Source organism: Novosphingobium sp. FKTRR1 (assembly GCF_020404405.1).
Classification (GTDB): Bacteria; Pseudomonadota; Alphaproteobacteria; order Sphingomonadales; family Sphingomonadaceae; genus Novosphingobium.
In genome coordinates this window covers 1-17,354 of the sequence record NZ_JAIZDA010000048.1, presented here as the reverse complement: position 1 = coordinate 17,354, position 17,354 = coordinate 1, and the positions used below count along the sequence as shown (strand labels likewise).

The 17,354-nt window shown below is 65.8% G+C and carries 17 protein-coding genes, 1 other RNA gene and 1 pseudogene; 9 read left to right on the top strand and 10 right to left on the bottom strand.

All coding sequences use genetic code 11. The features are described from left to right. Window positions 1-106: pseudogene (locus LDN95_RS21650) on the top strand (IS5/IS1182 family transposase); the annotation flags it as partial. A gap of 242 nt (window positions 107-348) precedes the next feature. Here the strand turns inward: LDN95_RS21650 and LDN95_RS21645 are convergent. From LDN95_RS21645 to LDN95_RS21625, 5 genes are all read right to left on the bottom strand, one after another. Then, the gene (locus tag LDN95_RS21645; RefSeq protein WP_226019609.1) at window positions 349-621 is read right to left on the bottom strand and encodes an HU family DNA-binding protein; all 273 of its coding nucleotides are present in this window, start codon (window positions 619-621) and stop codon (window positions 349-351) included. A 230-nt stretch (window positions 622-851) separates the two neighbouring features. Further along, the gene (gene lon, locus LDN95_RS21640; protein ID WP_226019608.1) at window positions 852-3,257 is read right to left on the bottom strand and encodes an endopeptidase La; all 2,406 of its coding nucleotides are present in this window, start codon (window positions 3,255-3,257) and stop codon (window positions 852-854) included. A gap of 222 nt (window positions 3,258-3,479) precedes the next feature. Next, window positions 3,480-4,598 (bottom strand): VacJ family lipoprotein, encoded by a 1,119-nt coding sequence (locus tag LDN95_RS21635; protein WP_226019607.1) that lies wholly within the window; start codon window positions 4,596-4,598, stop codon window positions 3,480-3,482. Window positions 4,599-4,798: 200 nt separating this feature from the next. Then, window positions 4,799-5,134: a YbaB/EbfC family nucleoid-associated protein gene (locus LDN95_RS21630; protein WP_226019606.1), complete on the bottom strand. Its 336-nt coding sequence runs from the start codon at window positions 5,132-5,134 to the stop codon at window positions 4,799-4,801. Then, the gene (locus LDN95_RS21625; protein WP_226019605.1) at window positions 5,131-7,011 is read right to left on the bottom strand and encodes a DNA polymerase III subunit gamma/tau; all 1,881 of its coding nucleotides are present in this window, start codon (window positions 7,009-7,011) and stop codon (window positions 5,131-5,133) included. Before LDN95_RS21625 ends, LDN95_RS21630 begins: the two co-directional genes overlap by 4 nt. A 109-nt stretch (window positions 7,012-7,120) precedes the next feature. Here LDN95_RS21625 and LDN95_RS21620 point away from each other — a divergent pair, with 109 nt between their 5' ends. Further along, on the top strand, window positions 7,121-7,612 hold the full coding sequence (locus LDN95_RS21620; protein ID WP_226019604.1) for a DUF4188 domain-containing protein: 492 nt from the start codon (window positions 7,121-7,123) through the stop codon (window positions 7,610-7,612). Between the two features lie 80 nt (window positions 7,613-7,692). On the opposite strand, the gene ffs is transcribed toward LDN95_RS21620, so the two are convergent. From ffs to hrpB, 3 genes are all read right to left on the bottom strand, one after another. Further along, window positions 7,693-7,788, bottom strand: an RNA gene (ffs, locus tag LDN95_RS21615) — signal recognition particle sRNA small type. Window positions 7,789-7,853: 65 nt separating this feature from the next. Continuing rightward, window positions 7,854-8,132, bottom strand: a complete 279-nt coding sequence (locus LDN95_RS21610; protein WP_226019603.1) for an ETC complex I subunit — start codon at window positions 8,130-8,132, stop codon at window positions 7,854-7,856. 50 nt (window positions 8,133-8,182) lie between these two features. Beyond that, window positions 8,183-10,666, bottom strand: coding sequence for an ATP-dependent helicase HrpB (gene hrpB, locus LDN95_RS21605; RefSeq protein WP_226019602.1), 2,484 nt, complete (start codon window positions 10,664-10,666; stop codon window positions 8,183-8,185). Window positions 10,667-11,002: 336 nt separating this feature from the next. On the opposite strand from hrpB, the gene LDN95_RS21600 reads away from it, so the two are divergent. The 4 genes from LDN95_RS21600 (at window position 11,003) to LDN95_RS21585 (ending at window position 13,659) form a co-directional block, all read left to right on the top strand. Beyond that, entirely contained in the window at window positions 11,003-11,209 is a 207-nt protein-coding gene (locus LDN95_RS21600; RefSeq protein ID WP_226019601.1) for a hypothetical protein, read from the top strand. Between the two features lie 70 nt (window positions 11,210-11,279). Continuing rightward, complete coding sequence (locus LDN95_RS21595) at window positions 11,280-11,429, top strand: hypothetical protein (RefSeq protein ID WP_226019600.1); 150 nt, start codon at window positions 11,280-11,282, stop codon at window positions 11,427-11,429. A gap of 150 nt (window positions 11,430-11,579) precedes the next feature. After that, a complete protein-coding gene (locus LDN95_RS21590) occupies window positions 11,580-12,596 on the top strand; it encodes an aldo/keto reductase (protein WP_226019599.1) in 1,017 nt (338 codons plus the stop codon). Between the two features lie 37 nt (window positions 12,597-12,633). Continuing rightward, a complete protein-coding gene (locus tag LDN95_RS21585) occupies window positions 12,634-13,659 on the top strand; it encodes a polysaccharide deacetylase family protein (protein ID WP_226019598.1) in 1,026 nt (341 codons plus the stop codon). 33 nt (window positions 13,660-13,692) lie between these two features. Here the strand turns inward: LDN95_RS21585 and LDN95_RS21580 are convergent, their stop codons facing one another. Then, window positions 13,693-14,706, bottom strand: coding sequence for a polyprenyl synthetase family protein (locus LDN95_RS21580; RefSeq protein ID WP_226019597.1), 1,014 nt, complete (start codon window positions 14,704-14,706; stop codon window positions 13,693-13,695). 110 nt (window positions 14,707-14,816) lie between these two features. Here LDN95_RS21580 and LDN95_RS21575 point away from each other — a divergent pair, with 110 nt between their 5' ends. The 3 genes from LDN95_RS21575 (at window position 14,817) to LDN95_RS21565 (ending at window position 16,138) form a co-directional block, all read left to right on the top strand. Beyond that, window positions 14,817-15,104, top strand: a complete 288-nt coding sequence (locus LDN95_RS21575) for a chorismate mutase (RefSeq protein WP_226019596.1) — start codon at window positions 14,817-14,819, stop codon at window positions 15,102-15,104. A 10-nt stretch (window positions 15,105-15,114) separates the two neighbouring features. Then, window positions 15,115-15,360: a hypothetical protein gene (locus LDN95_RS21570; RefSeq protein ID WP_226019595.1), complete on the top strand. Its 246-nt coding sequence runs from the start codon at window positions 15,115-15,117 to the stop codon at window positions 15,358-15,360. 100 nt (window positions 15,361-15,460) lie between these two features. Beyond that, window positions 15,461-16,138 (top strand): type 1 glutamine amidotransferase domain-containing protein, encoded by a 678-nt coding sequence (locus LDN95_RS21565; RefSeq protein WP_226019594.1) that lies wholly within the window; start codon window positions 15,461-15,463, stop codon window positions 16,136-16,138. A gap of 325 nt (window positions 16,139-16,463) precedes the next feature. Here LDN95_RS21565 and LDN95_RS21560 read toward each other — a convergent pair. Beyond that, window positions 16,464-17,354: DUF3644 domain-containing protein (locus tag LDN95_RS21560; protein ID WP_226019593.1), on the bottom strand; the 891-nt coding region annotated here is incomplete at its 5' end.

Genomic DNA, 17,354 nt, shown 5'->3' with positions numbered 1-17,354 from the left:
CCTCGCCAAAGACTGGGAACGCTCCATCGAGAGCTCGACCGCGTGGGCGAATATCGCTTCTATCCGGATGCTAACCCGCAGAATTGCGCGACTTTCAGCCGCATGACAGACTTTTGAATCGGGCTCTTACCAAATACACAAAATTCCAAAGCTGGGCATTGCGGACGTGCCCGCCACCCTGCCCGGTCCGATTGCGAGGACCGGCTTGTCGGTCCCGCTCCGGCGCCGCGCTGGCGCTGGGGCAGCAAAAAGCCGCGCAAGCGTTGATGCTTGCACGGCTTTTTAGTTCAGCACGACTGCGCGAAGACGGGCCGGGCGGGCCTGTCCTGTGCGACGATCAAGCGCCGATCAGTTGACCGCATCCTTCAGGCCCTTGCCGGCCTTGAACTTGGGCTGGGCCGACGCCTTGATCGACATGGGCTCGCCCGTACGCGGGTTGCGGCCGGTCGAAGCCTTGCGCTTGGCGACAGAGAACGTGCCGAATCCGACGAGGCGCACTTCTTCACCCTTTGCCAGCGTGCCGGTGATGGCGTCGAACACCGCTTCGACAGCCTTGGTCGCATCACCCTTGGAAAGTCCGCTTGTATCGGCAACGGCGCCAATCAGATCGTTCTTGTTCATTGCGAAAGCCCCTGTGTTTTCCGGATAATCTGAATCTTGTGGAATCGAAGTCAAACTGACCGCAAACAGAGCGGAGAAAGAATCCGCTGTCAAAGGCAAATGGCCCGGTAAACTTCGATTTATCGGCGGAATCCCAACGCTTCATCGCAACCGATGCCCGCGCACACGAAATGTGTGCACGGGCATCGGTCAGTCAGCGATAAGCGCAGCAAAACCAGCCAGAGGCGCGATCAATGCGCGGTTGGGGCCGGCTGAGCGGCTGGCACACCAGCGGTTGGCTGGCTGGCCAGATCATCGGCTTCGGTCCACTCGATCGGCTCGATCGGCGCGGTCAGCGCGCGGGCGAGCACTTCATCGACATGGCTGACCGGCACGATCTCGAGCTTTTCGAGGATGGCTGCCGGAATCTCGACCAGATCCTTGCGGTTCTCCTCGGGGATCAACACGGTCTTGATGCCGCCGCGCAATGCGGCCAGCAGCTTTTCCTTGAGGCCCCCGATCGCCAGCACGCGGCCCCGCAGCGTCACTTCGCCGGTCATCGCCACGTCGGCGCGCACCGGAATGCCGGTAAGCGTCGAGACCATCGCGGTGACCATGCCGATGCCCGCCGACGGCCCGTCCTTGGGCACCGCGCCTTCGGGCAAGTGGATGTGCAAGTCCTTGCGATGGAACACCGAAGGCTTGATGCCATAGGCCGGGCTGCGCGCCTTGACGAAGCTGAACGCCATCTGGACGCCCTCGCTCATCACTTCGCCCAGTTTGCCGGTGGTGCGCACCGCACCCTTGCCGGGCACGGTCACGCTTTCGATGGTCAGCAGTTCGCCGCCGACTTCGGTCCAGGCAAGGCCCGTCACCGCGCCCACCTGGTTCTCGTCGTCCGAGACGCCATGGCGGAACTTGCGCACCCCGGCATAGTCGGACAGGTTTTCGGGCGTGATCGTCACGCTCGTTTCCTTGGCCTCAAGGATCTTGCGCAACGACTTGCGCGCCAGCCGCGCGATTTCGCGCTCCAGCGTGCGCACCCCGGCCTCGCGGGTGTAATACCGGATAAGGTCGCGCAACGCGTCGTGTTCCAGCACGAATTCGCCTGGCTTCAATCCGTGCGCCTCAACCTGCTTGGCGATCAGGTGGCGCTCGGCGATCTCGACCTTCTCGTCCTCGGTATAGCCTTCGAGCCGGATGATCTCCATGCGATCGAGCAGCGCCTGCGGCAGGTTGAGGCTGTTGGCCGTGCACACGAACATCACGTCCGACAGGTCGATGTCGACCTCAAGGTAGTGATCCTGGAACTTCGCGTTCTGTTCGGGATCGAGCACCTCAAGCAGCGCGGATGCCGGATCGCCCCGGAAATCCTGCCCCAGCTTGTCGATTTCATCGAGCAGGAACAGCGGGTTGCTGGCACCTGCCTTGCGCAGGTTGGTCACGATCTTGCCCGGCAGCGAGCCGATGTAAGTGCGCCGGTGACCGCGAATCTCGGCCTCGTCGCGCACGCCGCCCAGCGACTGGCGCACGAACTGGCGGCCGGTCGCCTTGGCGATCGACTTGCCAAGGCTGGTCTTGCCCACGCCCGGCGGGCCGACGAGGCACAGGATCGGCCCCTTCAGCTTGTTGGTGCGCGCCTGCACCGCCAGATATTCGACGATGCGGTCCTTGACCTTGTCGAGCGCGTAGTGATCGGCATCGAGCACGCCCTGCGCCGCCGCAATGTCCTTTTTCAGCTTGCTGCGCTTGCCCCACGGCAGGCCCAGCAGCACATCGAGGTAATTGCGGATGACGGTCGCCTCGGCGCTCATCGGCTGCATGGTCTTGAGCTTCTTGAGCTCGCCCTGCGCCTTGGCCCGCGCCTCCTTGGACAGCTTCAGGGTCTCGATCTTGTCCTGAAGTTCCTGAATCTCGTTGGTTTCTTCACCGTCGCCGCCACCCAGTTCGGACTGGATCGCCTTGAGCTGTTCGTTGAGGTAATATTCGCGCTGGGTCTTTTCCATCTGGCGCTTGACGCGGCCACGGATCTTGCGCTCGACCTGCAGCACGCCAAGCTCGCCCTCCATGAACGAGAGCACCATTTCCAACCGCTTGAGCGCGTCGATCTCGGACAGCAGCGCCTGCTTGTCGGCAACTTTTGCCGCAAGGTTCGAGGCGACCGCATCGGCGAGCTTGCCGGCTTCTTCGATATCGCCCAGCGTGGTGCCGGCGTCCTGCGGCATCTTCTTGGAAAGTTTGGCATATTCGGTGAACTGATCGACCACCGAGCGCATCATCGCCGATACTTCGGCGCTGGCGACCGGCTCATCCTCGACCGGATCGACCGCGGCCACCAGCAAATCGGTGCCGTTGACGGTTTCGGTGCGCAGATTGTTCAACGTCGCGCGGCGATGGCCTTCGACCAGCACGCGCACGGTGCCGTCGGGCAATTTCAGCAGTTGCAGCACGCTGGCGACGACGCCGGTGTCATACAGATCGTCGCGGTCGGGATCATCGCAGCCGGGGTCAAGCTGGGCGAGCAGGAAGATGTCCTTGCTGCCGGCCATCGCCGATTCCAGCGCGGCGACCGACTTTTCGCGTCCGACAAACAAGGGCACGACCATGCCGGGGAACACGACGATATCGCGCAAGGGAAGCAGGGGATAAACGTTCATGGGCGTTGTTCAGTCCGTTGGCCCGTCGCACCGGTGCTGTCGCACTTGCGCAACGGGACTTGGCTCAGGATATGGGAGCGCCGCGCCCGCGCCGCAATGCCTTCTAACCAAGACGGCTGTGGAAGGGATGTTTTTCACCCCTTCAGGCAACGCCGAAACCGCCAGCGCGTAGGCCCATCAGAGTGTGGCCCCCCAGTGCGTGGGCCCCCAGTGCGTGGGCCCTCAGTGCGTGACGGGGAGTGGCTGAACGACCGGGTGGGAAACGAACACCGGGGCCACAGGCGCAGGCGGCGAGGCAGCGGCTGGCGGAGCAACGGCGGCGGGCGGAGCAACGGTCGGGTCGGCCGGAGTCGGAGCGGGTACCGGAGCGGGCGCAGCAGCCGGTGCAGCAGCCGGTGCAGTCGCCGGAACCTGCGGGCTGCCGATCGGACGCATGAACGGCCACACCCCGACCGCGCCCTTGGCCAGCGGTCCGCGCCCGTGCAGCGCCTCGATCTCGTCATGCCGCACTTGCAGGTACGACTTGCGATAGCTGACGTAAGGGTCTTCGGAATCGCGAATTCGCGCCAGTTCGCCATCGGCCATGACCCGGTCATCCAGCGCCTTCACCACCACCGACGGGAACACGTAATAAGGGCTGCGCAACGGTCCGCCGATGGCAAACGGCATCAGCGCGCGGTCGACGGTCAGCCCGATCAGATCGCGCAAGGTCGTGGGACCGACCAGCGGCAGGAACATGTAGGGCCCCGGCCCGATGCCGTAATAGCCCAGCGTATTGGCCAGCCCGTTGCGGTGATAGGGCAGGTTGAACGGCCGCTTCTTGGCTACGTCGGCCAGACCGGCGATGCCGATGGTGGAGTTGATGCCGAAGCGCGCGACCGTCTCGGCGGCCTTGCCCGGCTTGATCTGCAACAGATAGTTGAACGCCATGACCGGCTCGGTCAGGTTCACCAGAAAATTGTGCAGGCCCAGGCGTACCGGATTGGGCAACGCCCTGCGATAGCCGTTGGCCAGCGGGGCGACGACTTTGTCATCGACCTTCTGCGTGACCTGATAGGTCGTCTCGTTGATCCGTTCGAGCGGGTCTTGCGGCGGGGGCTTGCCCCGACCGGAGACGACGATCTCATTGGTCGGCGGCTGGTCCTCGGCGCCGGTGGCCGCAGGCGCGGTGCTGGCCGGTGAGGCCTGATCGCTGGCGCCCGCTCCTGGCCCGCCATCGGCCACCGCATCATTGGCCAGCCCGGCAGACGTGGCAGCGGGAGAGATCGCGCAAGCGATCGTGGGGGCAGATACGCTTCCCTGCGCGCAAACCAAGGCCAAAGCGACGGCAGAACCGATCAACCGGCATTCCTTTCAAGAGGCGACACATCGACCTGTCCGGGGGGGTAAGGCCGTGCAGGATCGCCCTTGCAGGAGTCTGCCCGCAATGCAACATGGCTGCAACAGTTGTCGCAGAATTTGGTCACAGATGCGGCTCGTTCCGGGACGAGCCGCCGCATCTACCGGCTGGCCGGAAAATGCGGCAGTGCGGGAGCCGCGGCTCAGAACGGCAGTTTGAAGCCCGGCGGAATCCCGGCCGCCATCTGCACCTTCTGCATTTCCTCGCCCGCAGCGGCATCGGCCTTGCCGCGCGCATCGTTGAACGCTGCTGCCACGAGGTCTTCGAGGATGCCCTTTTCCGAAGGCGCCAGCAGGCTGTCGTCGATGCTGACGCCGATCACGCGACCCTTGGCCGTTGCGCGAATCCGCACGAGGCCGCCGCCAGCCGCGCCTTCGATCTCGATCGCGTCGAGCCGACCTTGCGCATCCTCCATCTGCTGCTGGATCGTTTGCGCCGCTTTTTGGGCGGCCTGGATCATTTCTTCCATCGACTTCATGCGCGCTTGCTCCAGGGTCTGGGGTTGCTGTTGCGGCCGGGCTCCTCGTCCACGAACGACGCGCCGGGAAAGGCGGCCAGCGTGGCAAGGACCAGCGGATCTTGTTGCAGGGCGGCCTCGGCGGCGGCGACGGCGGCGGCCTTCACTTCTTCAAGGCTCGGTTGCGCGGTGCCGGGGCTGGCGGCGGTGCTGCGCTCGACGATCCATGGTTCGCCAGTAGCGCCTTGCAGCGCCTTGCGGATTTCGGCGGTGGGATCGCCGGGCAGGCCGGGCGCCAGTTCATAGACCAGATGCCCGCGTTTGAGCTCGATCACCCGCACCCCCAGCCGCATCGTCGCGCCGACCAGCGGTGCGCCTTCGTCGACCAGTTCGACCAGCCCTTCCCAATCGGGCGCGGGCGCGGCCAGCGCGGCTGCGGGCGCACCCGCGGCGCCATCGCCTGCCGACGATGACGCAGCCACCAGCGCGCCGCGCGCCGCCATGTCCTCAAGCTTTTTGACCAGCGCGCCGGGGTCGGGCAGGTCGGTGGCGTGGGCCACGCGCAGCAGCGCCATCTGTGCCGCCGCCAGCGGATCGGGCGCGCTGCGCACTTCGTCAAAGCCCTTGAGCAGCAACTGCCACAGCCGGTGCAACTGCCCCGCCGACAGCCCCTTGGCCCAGCCTTCCAGCGCCTCGCGCTCTTCGGCCGAACGGGCATCGTCGGCGCCGCCGACTTGCGCCACGGTGACCTTGTGGACCAGATCCATCTGCGCGCGCAACATGGCGGCAGGTTCGATGCCCAAGGCGTACTGCGCCGCCACTTCATCGAGCAGCGCGCGCGCCTGACCGCCCAACAGCGCGGCGAACAGGCGGCGTTGCAGGGTCTTGTCGGCAAGGCCCAGCATCTCGCGCACTTGCGCGGCGGTGATGTGGGTGCGCCCGTCAGTATCGTCGCCCTCGCCGCCACCACCGGCCAGATCGGCATGGGCGATAGCCTGATCGAGGATCGACAAGCCGTCGCGCACCGATCCTTCGGCAGCCGCCGCGATCATCGCCAGCGCCTCGGCATCGGCGGCGACGCCCTCTTTCTCGCAGATCATCGCGAAGTGGCTGGCCAGCACCGGCGACTGGATACGCTTGAGATCGAAGCGCTGGCAGCGTGACAGCACCGTCACCGGCAGCTTGTCCACCTCGGTCGTGGCGAACAGGAACTTCACGTGCGCGGGCGGTTCCTCAAGCGTCTTGAGCAGCGCGTTGAAGGCGTTGCGCGTCAGCATGTGGACTTCGTCGATGATGTAGATCTTGTAGCGCGCCGAAACGGCGGCATAGCGCACCGCCTCGATGATCTCGCGCACGTCGTCGACGCCGGTATTGCTGGCGGCGTCCATCTCGATCACGTCGATGTGGCGCCCTTCGGCGATGGCCACGCACGGTTCGCACACCCCGCACGAATCGATGGTCGGCCCGCCCTGCCCGTCGGGTCCGATGCAGTTGAGCGCCTTGGCGATCAGCCGCGCGGTGCTGGTCTTGCCCACCCCGCGGATGCCGGTCATCAGGAAGGCATGCGCCAGCCGCCCGCGCCGGATGGCGTTGGCCAGCGTCTGGACCATCGCTTCCTGCCCGATCAGTTCGGCAAACGTCTGCGAGCGGTACTTGCGCGCCAGCACGCGATAGGGCTGCGAGGGCGGACTCGGGGCCGCGACAGGAGCGACCGGCGCAGCCGCGCGCGGCTCCTGCACCCGCGCCACAGGCGCGGCTGGAGGCGCCGAAGGGGGCGCAGCAGGGGGCGGGGGATCGCCGAACATCGACGCCTGACCCGCAGCCTCCAGTTCGGCGGCGCTGGGCGAATCGTCGTCGTCTTCGGGCGTATCGCCAAACATGTCGGTGGAATCGGCCATCACTGCCCTAGGTAGGATGTGCCCGCGCGATTGTCGAATGGGCGTTCATGCCTTTGCGGGGGATTGCCGCAGGATTGACAGGCAAGTTGCCCCATGAAACGCTGATGGCATGAGCACGATCATCCCCGGCCGCATGACCGCCGCACACCAGGGCGCGCTGGTGGTGTTCATCATCGGCATGCGCATCAACCACTTTCACAAGCTGCGCAAATGGTTGCCGGTGGTCCGCGCGATGGGACCGATGATCGCCGAACTGTCGGCCGATCCGGGCAGCGGCTTCCTTGGCACCGAGTTCACGCTGGCCGGACTGCGCACGATCCAGATGGTGCAATACTGGCGCGATTTCGAAAGCCTCGAAGCCTATGCCCGCGCCCGCGAGCGCCAGCACTGGCCCGCATGGCTGGCCTTCAACAAGGCCATCGGCAGCGACGGCACCGTGGGCATCTATCACGAAACCTATGTGGTTCCGGCGGGCGGCCTTGAAACGATCTATGGCAACATGCCGCCGATCGGCCTTGGTAAAGTGGCCGGACTGGTCCCGGCAACCGGCTCACGCAACGAAGCGCGCAGCCGGATGAAAGCGGCGGCGCAGGCCGAATAGCGCGCCCAACGAAGCCAAACGCCCAGACGCAAAATGGCGGCCCGCAGACCGCCATTTTCGTGTGCAAACCGCTTTTGAATGCAAAAGGAGCCGGGCGACCCGCCGCAAAATCGTTGTGGCTGCTTCCTTCCGGACCTGACCAGGTTGGCGAACGCAAACGTCCACCCGACTCCCGGTGGCGCATATGACGGGCCTGTCACTGTTTGGCAAGAGCGCTTGCAACGCGCCCCCACCTGTCGGCTCAGCGGAAGTTGTCGGCGTAGCTTTGCAGCTTGAGGCGGCGCGGCGGGGTGGGCGTGACGTGCACGGCAATGCCGTACTTGTCGGCATAGGCCTGCGCCTCGTCCGCGCTGGCGAACTTGAGGATCACCTGCACTTGGGTGTCGCCCGAGCCGGCCCAGCCCATCAGGGGGTCGGGCTTCTTCGCCTCGGCCGGCGCGAATTCGAGGATCCAATCGCCGGTCCGGGCCTTGCCGGACTGCATGGCGTTTTTCGGGCGCTGATAGATGCGTGCGGACATGCGCGCGGCTTGCACACGAATCGGTGCGCAAATCAAGTCCGACGAAGCGCCTAGGCACCACCTTTCTGTCGCTCGAAGGCGTTCTTGGTCTTGAGGCTGGGGTCTTCGGTCCACGGCGCATCGGGCCAGCGGTGGCGCGGGTAGCGGCCCTTCATGTCCTTGACCACATCGGCCCACGATCCGCGCCAGAACCCCGGCAGATCGGCGGTCGTCTGGATCGGCCGTCCGCCGGGCGAAGTCAGCGACAACAGCAGCGGGCGCGGCGGCTGGCCGATGGTGGGATGCCGGTCGAGCCCGAACAGCGCCTGCACGCGCAGTTCGACTTGCGGGCCGCCTTCGTGCGCATAATCGATCGGGTGCGCGGTTCCGGCGGGCGAGCGGAACTCGGCCGGGGCCAGCTTGTCGAGCGCCTGCCGCTCGTTCCAGTCGAGCCGCGCCAGCAGCGCTTCGTGCAGCCGCCCGGCGGAAAGGTCGAGATCGCGCCGCCCGTTGAGCAGGGGGCCAAGCCAGCCTTCGAGATCATCGAGCAGCGCGCGCTCGTCCAGCGCCGCCAGCCCGGCGTGGCGACCGCGTTCGAGCAAGGCGCGCGACGCGGCGCCCAGCGGCAAGGCATCAAGCCCGACCTTGCGCACCTGATCGGCCAGCAAGGCGGCCCGCGCCTGCGGATCGGGCTTGGGATCGGGGATGCGGGCAAGCACGATGGCGCCCAGCCGCCGTTCGAGCCGGGCCTCGGCGCGCGCTTCGGCGGTGTTCCATGTCAGCGTGTGGCGTTCTTCAAGGCGGTGGCCGAGCCAGCGGGTCACGTCGGCTTCGTCGAGCGCCAGCGCGGCCATGATCCGCGCGCCCTTGGCCTCGCCCTGCGCGTCGCCGATCACGAGCCAGCGCGCCGAGGCGAGCGGACTGGCGGCATCGAGCCGGTAGCCGCGCCCGCCCGCCGACAGCCACTCCTCGCCGCTGGCGGCGCGGGCGCGGGCGATGCGGTCGGGAAAGGCCTCGGCCAGCAGCACGGCGAGCGGCGGCAGCTCGCCCCCCCGGCGCGCGGGCTGGGCCAGCCTCGCAGCGGCGCTGGCCCAGCGGTCGGCCAGCTTGCGCGCGGCGTCGGCACGCGACGAACGCTCGCGCTCCCACCGCTCGAACCGGCGGCCAAGGTCTTCGCCCGGCCCGCCCAGCCCGCGCTCCTGCAGCAGCAGCGCCAGCCGCGCCGCATCGCCTTGCGCGCCGTGATGCGCGGCATAAAGGAGCATGTGGGCGAGCGCGGGTTCCATCGGCAGTTCGGCCATGGCCCGGCCGTGCGGCGTGACGTGGAGCGCGGCATCCAGCGCGCCCAGCGCCTGCAAGCCACTGCGCGCCGCCGCCAGTGCTGCCGCCGGGGGCGGATCGAGCCAGGCCATCGCAGCGGCATCGACCGTGCCCCATGTCGCCAGCGTAAGAGCCAGCGGCGCAAGGTCGCTGGTCAGCATTTCGGGCGGATCGAAGGCGGGGCGCCCGGCGTGCGCGGCTTCTTCCCACAGGCGATAGGCGACACCCGGCCCCTGCCGCGCGGCGCGGCCCGCGCGCTGGGCCGCCGCTGCCTGACTGGCGCGGGTGGTGACCAGCCGGGTCACGCCCGCCGCCTTGTCGAATTCGGCACGGCGCGACAGCCCGGCATCGACGACTATGCGCACCCCGTCGAGCGTCAGCGAGGTTTCGGCGATGCTGGTGGCCAGCACCACCCGCCTGCGGCCTTGCGCATCGCGGCGAATGGCCGCGCGCTGCGCCGCCGGTTCGACTTGCCCGTGCAGCGGCAGGACCAGCGCTTGCGGCAAACGCGTGGCCAGCAGGTCGGCAGTCCGCGCGATGTCACGCACGCCGGGCAGGAAGGCCAGGATATCGCCCTCCTCCTCGGCCCATGCCTGCACCACCGCCGAAGCGACCGCCTGATCGGTGTGCTGGTCGGGCCGGGAGCCCAGCCAGCGGATCGCCAGCGGATGCGCCTTGCCCGCGCTTTCCACCACCGCCGCCGGAGCACCGCCCTCACCCAGCAGCGCGGCAAAGCGCGCGCCATCGAGCGTCGCCGACATCACCAGCACGCGCAGATCGTCGCGCAGCACGGCGCGGCTTTCCAGCGCAAGGGCAAGGCCCAGATCGCTGTCGAGGTGGCGCTCGTGCGCTTCGTCGAACAGCACCGCGCTGATGCCCGCAAGCTCGGGATCGTCGCGGATGGAGGCGACGAAGATCGCTTCGGTCATCACCAGCACGCGCGTGGCGGCCGAGCGCTTGCTGTCGAGCCGGGTGATGTAGCCGATGGTCTGGCCCGCCGCCTCGCCCAGTTGTTCGGCCATGCGCTCGGCGGCAGCGCGCGCGGCAACCCGGCGGGGCGAGAGCAGCAGCACGCGCCCCTGGCACCACGGTTCGGCCAGCAGCGCGGGTGCGACGGCGGTCGTCTTGCCCGCGCCGGGCGGGGCCACCAGCACCGCTCCGGTCTGCTGGCGCAGCACAGCAAGCAGGTCCGGCAGCACGGCATGGATGGGCAGCGGGGTCGGCAATTCGGCCATTTGGGTGCGCTTATCGCCTGGCGCTGTCGCTGGCGAGGGGCGATGTCGTTTCAAGCCCGGTAACGCGCAACGTATTTCAGCCCGAAGTGGAAGGTTTTCTGCATCAAAAGCACCAAGGACCACGTGTAACGGTTGCAACCTCGTGCTATCGAACCAACAAGGATGTTGACGGCAAGATTCGGCGGCGGGTCGCAAGAACCCGGTGGACCAGACCAGTCACCGAAAACGACACCAAGCCGAATGGCTCGGTGGAAAATCCCAAATTAACTGCGATGGACCGAATGAACTTAACCGCGTGTTCTGCATTGAATAGCCGACCCTGAAAGGCATGCCGCGATGTTTCTTGATCTGCGCGATCCCTGGCCCTCGGTGCCGCCCAGCCCGCCGCCGCCCGAGCCGCGTCGCCGCCTGCTCGGCCGTCGTGGCGAACGGGTCATCGGCGTGCTGGTGGGGCTGAACCTGCTGATGCTGGCGGTGGCGCCGATCGCGGGCGGTTCGATCGTGCAGGGCATTCGCGCGCTGATCATGTCGGTTCTGGGCTGATCTTTCCGGCAAAACCTGCCAATGCCGATCCAGCGCATACCGCGCTTGGGCATGAGGCAGCGCTGGCCGGGTGAAGGTCTTTCTGGAAATTCTGGTCGCGCTGGCCACGGGACTGTTGTTCACCGGCGGTACGATCGGCGTGGCGCTGCTCATCCTGATCGCGGTCCTGATCGGCGCAGCCTATGGCCTGTGGCGGCTTGTTCACCGCGACGGACGCTGACCGACAGCACTTGCGCCCAAGCGGCAGTGGCGCGCGATTGTCCTGCGGCCCAACCGCTCGTCACATCATCACGCGTCAACCTGCGGCCTTGACCTTGGCCATGCCAGCCCACAAGCTTGGCGAAACAACCACAGTCAGAGAGTACAAGGCATGCAGCACCGCCGCCTCGGCAAGTCCGCCATTGTCGTATCCGATATCTGCATGGGCACCATGACCTTCGGCAGTCAGGCCGACGAAGCCGAATCGCTGCGCATCCTCGATGCCTCGTACGACGCCGGGATCAACTTCTTCGACACCGCCGAAGGCTATCCCGTTCCGCCCGATGCCAAGTGGGTCGGCCGGACCGAGGAGATCGTCGGCAAGTGGCTCAAGACCAAGCCGCGCGATGCCATCATCCTTGCCACCAAGGTTTCCGGGCCAAGCCACGTCTGGTTCAAAAGCCCCAAGCGCAACGGCATGACCGCGCTCGACCGCCGCAACATCATCGTGGCGGTCGAGGACAGCCTGACCAAGCTGGGCACCGATTACATCGACCTGTACCAGACGCACTGGCCCGACCACGACACGCCGTATGACGAGACGATGGAAGTGCTCGACGAACTGGTGCGCGCGGGCAAAGTGCGGATCACCGGCTGCTCGAACGAAACCGCGTGGGGACTGATGAAGTCGCTTGCCGCGTCCGAACGGCTGGGCACGACGCGCTACCAGACGATCCAGAACAACTTCAGCCTGAACAACCGCCGGTTCGAGGACGAGCTGGCGCAAGTCTGCCGTCAGGAAGGGGTCAGCCTGATCCCCTATTCGCCGATCGGCGGCGGGGTGCTGGCGGGCAAGTATTCGAACGGCGCGCGTCCCGAAGACGCGCGTTTCTCGAACTACCTCGCGCTCGGTGGTCGTCAGGAAGCCATGGCGCGGCGCTTCGTCAACGACAAGTCGATCACCTCGGCCGAACGCTTTGCCGCCATCGCCGCCGAGCACGGGCTCGATCCGGTGACGTTCGCGGTGGCCTGGTCGAAGCAGCACGATTTCGTCGCCTCGACCATCGTCGGCGTGTCCGCGTTCGACCAGCTCGCCCCCATTTTCGCGGCGAGCGATCTGGTGCTGCCCGACGAAGCGATGAAGGCGGTCAACAAGGTCAGCCGCGAAATCATGTACCCGATGGGGTGACTGGCGCGGCCAGCGCCTTGCAATCAGTGGGAACAGCATGATCCGCAATCGCCGCAAGTCCGGGGTCGGCCCGCGCAGGGCGCAAAAGCTGTGCGCGGCGCTGGCGCTGCTGGCCGCACTGGCCGTGGCACCCGCCATGGCCCGTCCCGCTGCGTCCGCGCACGTAGCGCACGCCGCGCGCGCGGGCACGATCGCGCTGACTTTCGACGATTTGCCGGGGCTGACGCTATCGACCGATCAGACATGGGTCGATGCCATCAACCGCGATCTGATCGCGGCGATCGCGCGCAACCGCCTGCCCGTCATCGGCTTCGTCAATCAGGGCAAAGTCGAGGATCTCGACCGGCCACGGCAGATCGCCAACTTGCGGCACTGGGTGCAGGCCGGGATCCCCTTGGGCAACCACACGTACAGCCACGAATCGCCCAACGATCTGGGCGCGGCGGGCTACATCGCCGATATCGCGCATGGCGAACCGGTGATCCGCGCGGTGCTCGGGCCGGTGCACCAGCGGCTGCGCTGGTTCCGCCATCCCTATCTGGAAACGGGCAGCCCGGCCGGGGTCAAGGCGCGGATCAACCGCTGGCTGGCGGCCCACGGCTATCGCATCGCCCCGGTGACGATCGACGCCGACGACTGGGAATTTGCCGAACCCTATGACGATGCGGCGCGGCGCGGCGACAGCGCCGAACGCGCGCGCATCCGGCAAAGCTACCTTGCCTATACCGCGCGCACGATCGCCTGGTATCGCAAGGCCGCGCGCGCCTTGTTCGGGCGCGACATCGCCTATGTCATGCTGCTGCACGACAGCCGGTTGAACGCCGACAGCCTTGACGATCTGGTCGGCATCCTGCGGCACGAGAGGCTCAAGCCCGTCTCGCTCGAAACCGCGATGCGCGATCCGGCGTACCGCACGGCCGATCACTATGTCGGGCGCGATGGGGTGGAGTGGCTGGAGCGCTGGTCCGACACGCTGCACCGCGAACTGCCGTGGGACGATTTCACCGACGTGCCCGACGCCATTCGCAAGGCCTATCAAAAGGTCGATCCTGACCGGCCATAAGCCGCCCGGCACGACCCTTTCAGAGCCTGCCCCTTAGAACCTTCTGGCTACCGCGAATTCGGCCGCTTCGGTCATCGCCGCCTTGGCCGCGCTGGCCGGGAACGCGGCGATGGCGTCGATCGCGCGCTGGGCATAGTGCCGCGCCCGCTCGCGCGTGGCGTTGACGGCATCGTGCTTGCGGATCAGCGTGATCGCTTCGGCAAGGTCGGCGTCGCCGTTGCGGTCGCCGCTGATCGCCTCACGCCAGAACGCGCGTTCGGCATCGTTGCCGCGCGCATAAGCCAGGATCACCGGCAGCGTCATCTTGCCGTCGCGGAAATCGTCGCCCTGATCCTTGCCCATTTCCGAGGCGTCCGAATCATAGTCGATGGCATCGTCGGCCAACTGGAACGCGATGCCCAGGTTGCGGCCATAGGCATCGAGCGCCAGTTCGTCGGCTTCGGGCCGCTCGGCCACGACCGCCGCGATGCGGCAGGCCGCCGCGAACAGCGCCGCCGTCTTGGCGTTGATGATCGACAGATAGCGTTCCTCGGTCGTGTCGATCTGGCGTTGCGCCACCAATTGATCGACCTCGCCCTCGGCAATCACCGCAGATGCGTTCGACAGGATGCGCAGCACGCGGATCGAGCCATCCTCGACCATCAGTTCGAAGCTGCGGCTGAACAGGAAATCGCCGACCAGCACGGTGGCGGGGTTGCCATAGACGATGTTGGCGGTCTTCTTGCCGCGCCGCATGTCCGAGCCGTCGACCACATCGTCGTGCAGCAGCGTGGCGGTGTGGATGAACTCCACCGCCGCCGCCAGCTTGTAGTGCCGTCCGCCGCCATAGCCCAGCAGCGCCGCACCTGCGAGCGTCAGCATCGGACGCATCCGCTTGCCCCCGCCTGCGATCAGGTGCCCGGCCAGCGCGGGGATCAGCGGGATGCGCGACTGCATCCGGTCAAGGATCACGGCGTTGACATGGTTCATGTCATCCGCGACCAGCGCCATCAGCGGTTGCAGGGAAGGCTGGGCCCGGCGAGGGATCGAATGGATGGTCGCGGTCATCGAGTCTCCGTTGGCGCGCCGCTACGCGCTTGGCAAGACGCAAGTTGCCCGCTAGCGCCCTCAGGTGCCATACGCAGGCACGAATGGCGTGACCGATGGGGATTGCAACGATGACCGAAGACGCGGTGCTGGCAGGCTATCGGCAAAGCATCGACAATATCGACGCGGCGATGATCCACATTCTGGCCGAGCGGTTCCGCATCACCCAGGCCGTCGGCGCGCACAAGGCCGCCAACAAGCTGCCCGCCAGCGATCCGGGGCGCGAGGAGCGCCAGATCGCCCGCTTGCGCAAGCTGGCCGAGGAGGCCAAGCTCGACCCCGAATTCTCCGAGAACTTCCTGCGCTTCATCATTCAGGAAGTCATCCGCCACCACGAAAAGGCGGCTGGCGGCGCCTAGGACACAAGCCATGACCGATACCGACACCTCAGCCGCCGCCCGCGATCATTTCGCCCACTGCGTTCAGGTGCTGGGCGGCGTCACCGCGGCCTCGCGCCGGCTCGACATCGACGAGCGCGCCATCCGCCGCTTCATCAACGGCGAGCGCCCGCTCGGCCCCACCCTGCTGGCCGACACCGCCCAAGTCCTGCGCCGCCTGATCGCGGATGCACAGGCGGCGCAGGCCGGACTGGCGCCGTTCATCGGGACCGACTAAAGGCGCAAGGCGGAACCGGGCTGACTGCCCCCCGCAGGCTTCAACGCCGTCCGGTTCCCGCTCACAGCCGCGCGAATCGCGGCGATGTTGGAGAATTCCCATGAAAGTACTGATGGTCCTGACCAGCCATGATGCCCTTGGCAACACCGGCGAAAAGACCGGCTTCTGGTTGGAAGAGTTCGCCGCGCCTTACTACACGTTCCTCGATGCGGGCGCGCAGATCGTCGTTGCCTCGCCCGCTGGCGGCCAGCCGCCGCTCGATCCAAAAAGCGACCTGCCCGATTTCCAGACCGCGCTGACCCATCGCTTCAAGGCCGACCCGGCGGCGCAAGCCGTGCTGGCCAACACGGTCAAGCTGGACAGCGTGCAGCAGGCCGATTTCGACACGGTGTTCTACCCCGGCGGCCATGGCCCGCTGTGGGATCTGGCCGAAAGCGCCACCTCGATCGCGCTGATCGAAAGCTTTGAGCGCGCGGGCAAGCCCATCGGCTTTGTCTGCCACGCGCCGGGCGTGCTCAAGAACGTCAAGGCCGCCAACGGCGATCCGCTGGTCAAGGGCCGCAACGTGACCGGCTTCACCAACGGCGAGGAAGCGGCGGTCGGGCTGACCGACGTCGTGCCGTTCCTGATCGAGGATGAATTCATCGCGCAAGGCGGCCACTACAGCAAAGGGCCGGACTGGTCGGTGCATGTCGTGATCGATGGCCAGCTTGTGACCGGCCAGAACCCCGCCAGCAGCGAAGACGTGGCCAAGGCGCTGATCGCCAAACTGGCCTGACAAGACCTGATGCCCTGCGGCGCGCGGCCCAACGGTCGCGCGCCGCCCTGCCCCATTCGCGATATGCTGCCAAAATGGCCGCACATTCCGTCCCAACGCCGTGCGAGCGATGTAATGCGCGGGCCAGCGCGGGCGAACGCCACCGATCCACTGGCCGTGGAACAAGTTCTGGCCGAGCGCTTGGTCAGCAGGACAAGTGCAGAGACTGGGCAAGAGCGCCGCTGGGAGGTGTAATGATCGACAGGCTTTGGGAGTTTTTACACCTATCACCTTAATTGCGGCATTTATTGAAGTGTCATCGTAATTGCGCATAGCGGCCAAAATTCTACCCGTTAAAGTTTGACAACGCGGCCCATCGGGCATCGTCGGCAATCTCAGTTAATAGAAAGTTCACCCAAGCTTGTGAATACGTATAGGATTTATAGGGCGAGTGATAAATACTGTACTGCTTATCTGTCGCAGACGGATCCAACGCCCCTGTCTTTGGGCGTGCCTTGTAGAGTTTCCATGCGCGTTGGTGCTTATCACTTGTGAAATTCCGACCACTGCCATCTGCGACAAGTTTGACAACCTCGCCCGGCTTGAAGGGCCAAATGTCATCTATCGGCTTAAACTTGATGAGAACGTTCTGAATTTCCTTTCCTTCTGCGGAATCTGGTTGGATAAACTGAAAGTGTGCTTTGGTCTTGGAGGCACTCGTTAAAGTATAAATGACCTTGAACTGATATTCCAGATTGTCTGCGTCACCATCTTCAAGCTTGCCAGCCATACTGGCATCCAGCGCCGCAATGTGTGGAGGAATGTCATAGCCTTGTAGCGTAGCGATCTGGTCTGCACCAAGTTTGGTGAACTGGAGAGAAAAGCCAAGTTCGTGCCCGAGCGTAAGACGCGAGCCAAACAGGTCAGTGAGTGCCTTCTCGAAATTGAGGCAAGTGGATTGGAATAGCGGCAGCCATTTTTGATCGAACGGACCGATCGTGAGATGCTCGACCACATCTCGAATTTCCTTGAGCGCATTCAAATTCTGCTTGCATGCTTTGGAAAGCGGGCAATCGTGGCGAGCAATCATCTGCGAGAGCAGAAGGCTGAGAGCCCGAGCGAAAAGTGGTTGAGCGATATCAGTAGGTTGTGATTCAGCGTCGTTGTCGAGACGATGGAGGAAGCACATGCCCTGGACTGATACCGCTCGCCGCAAGCATATGCGGGAAGGTGCGGG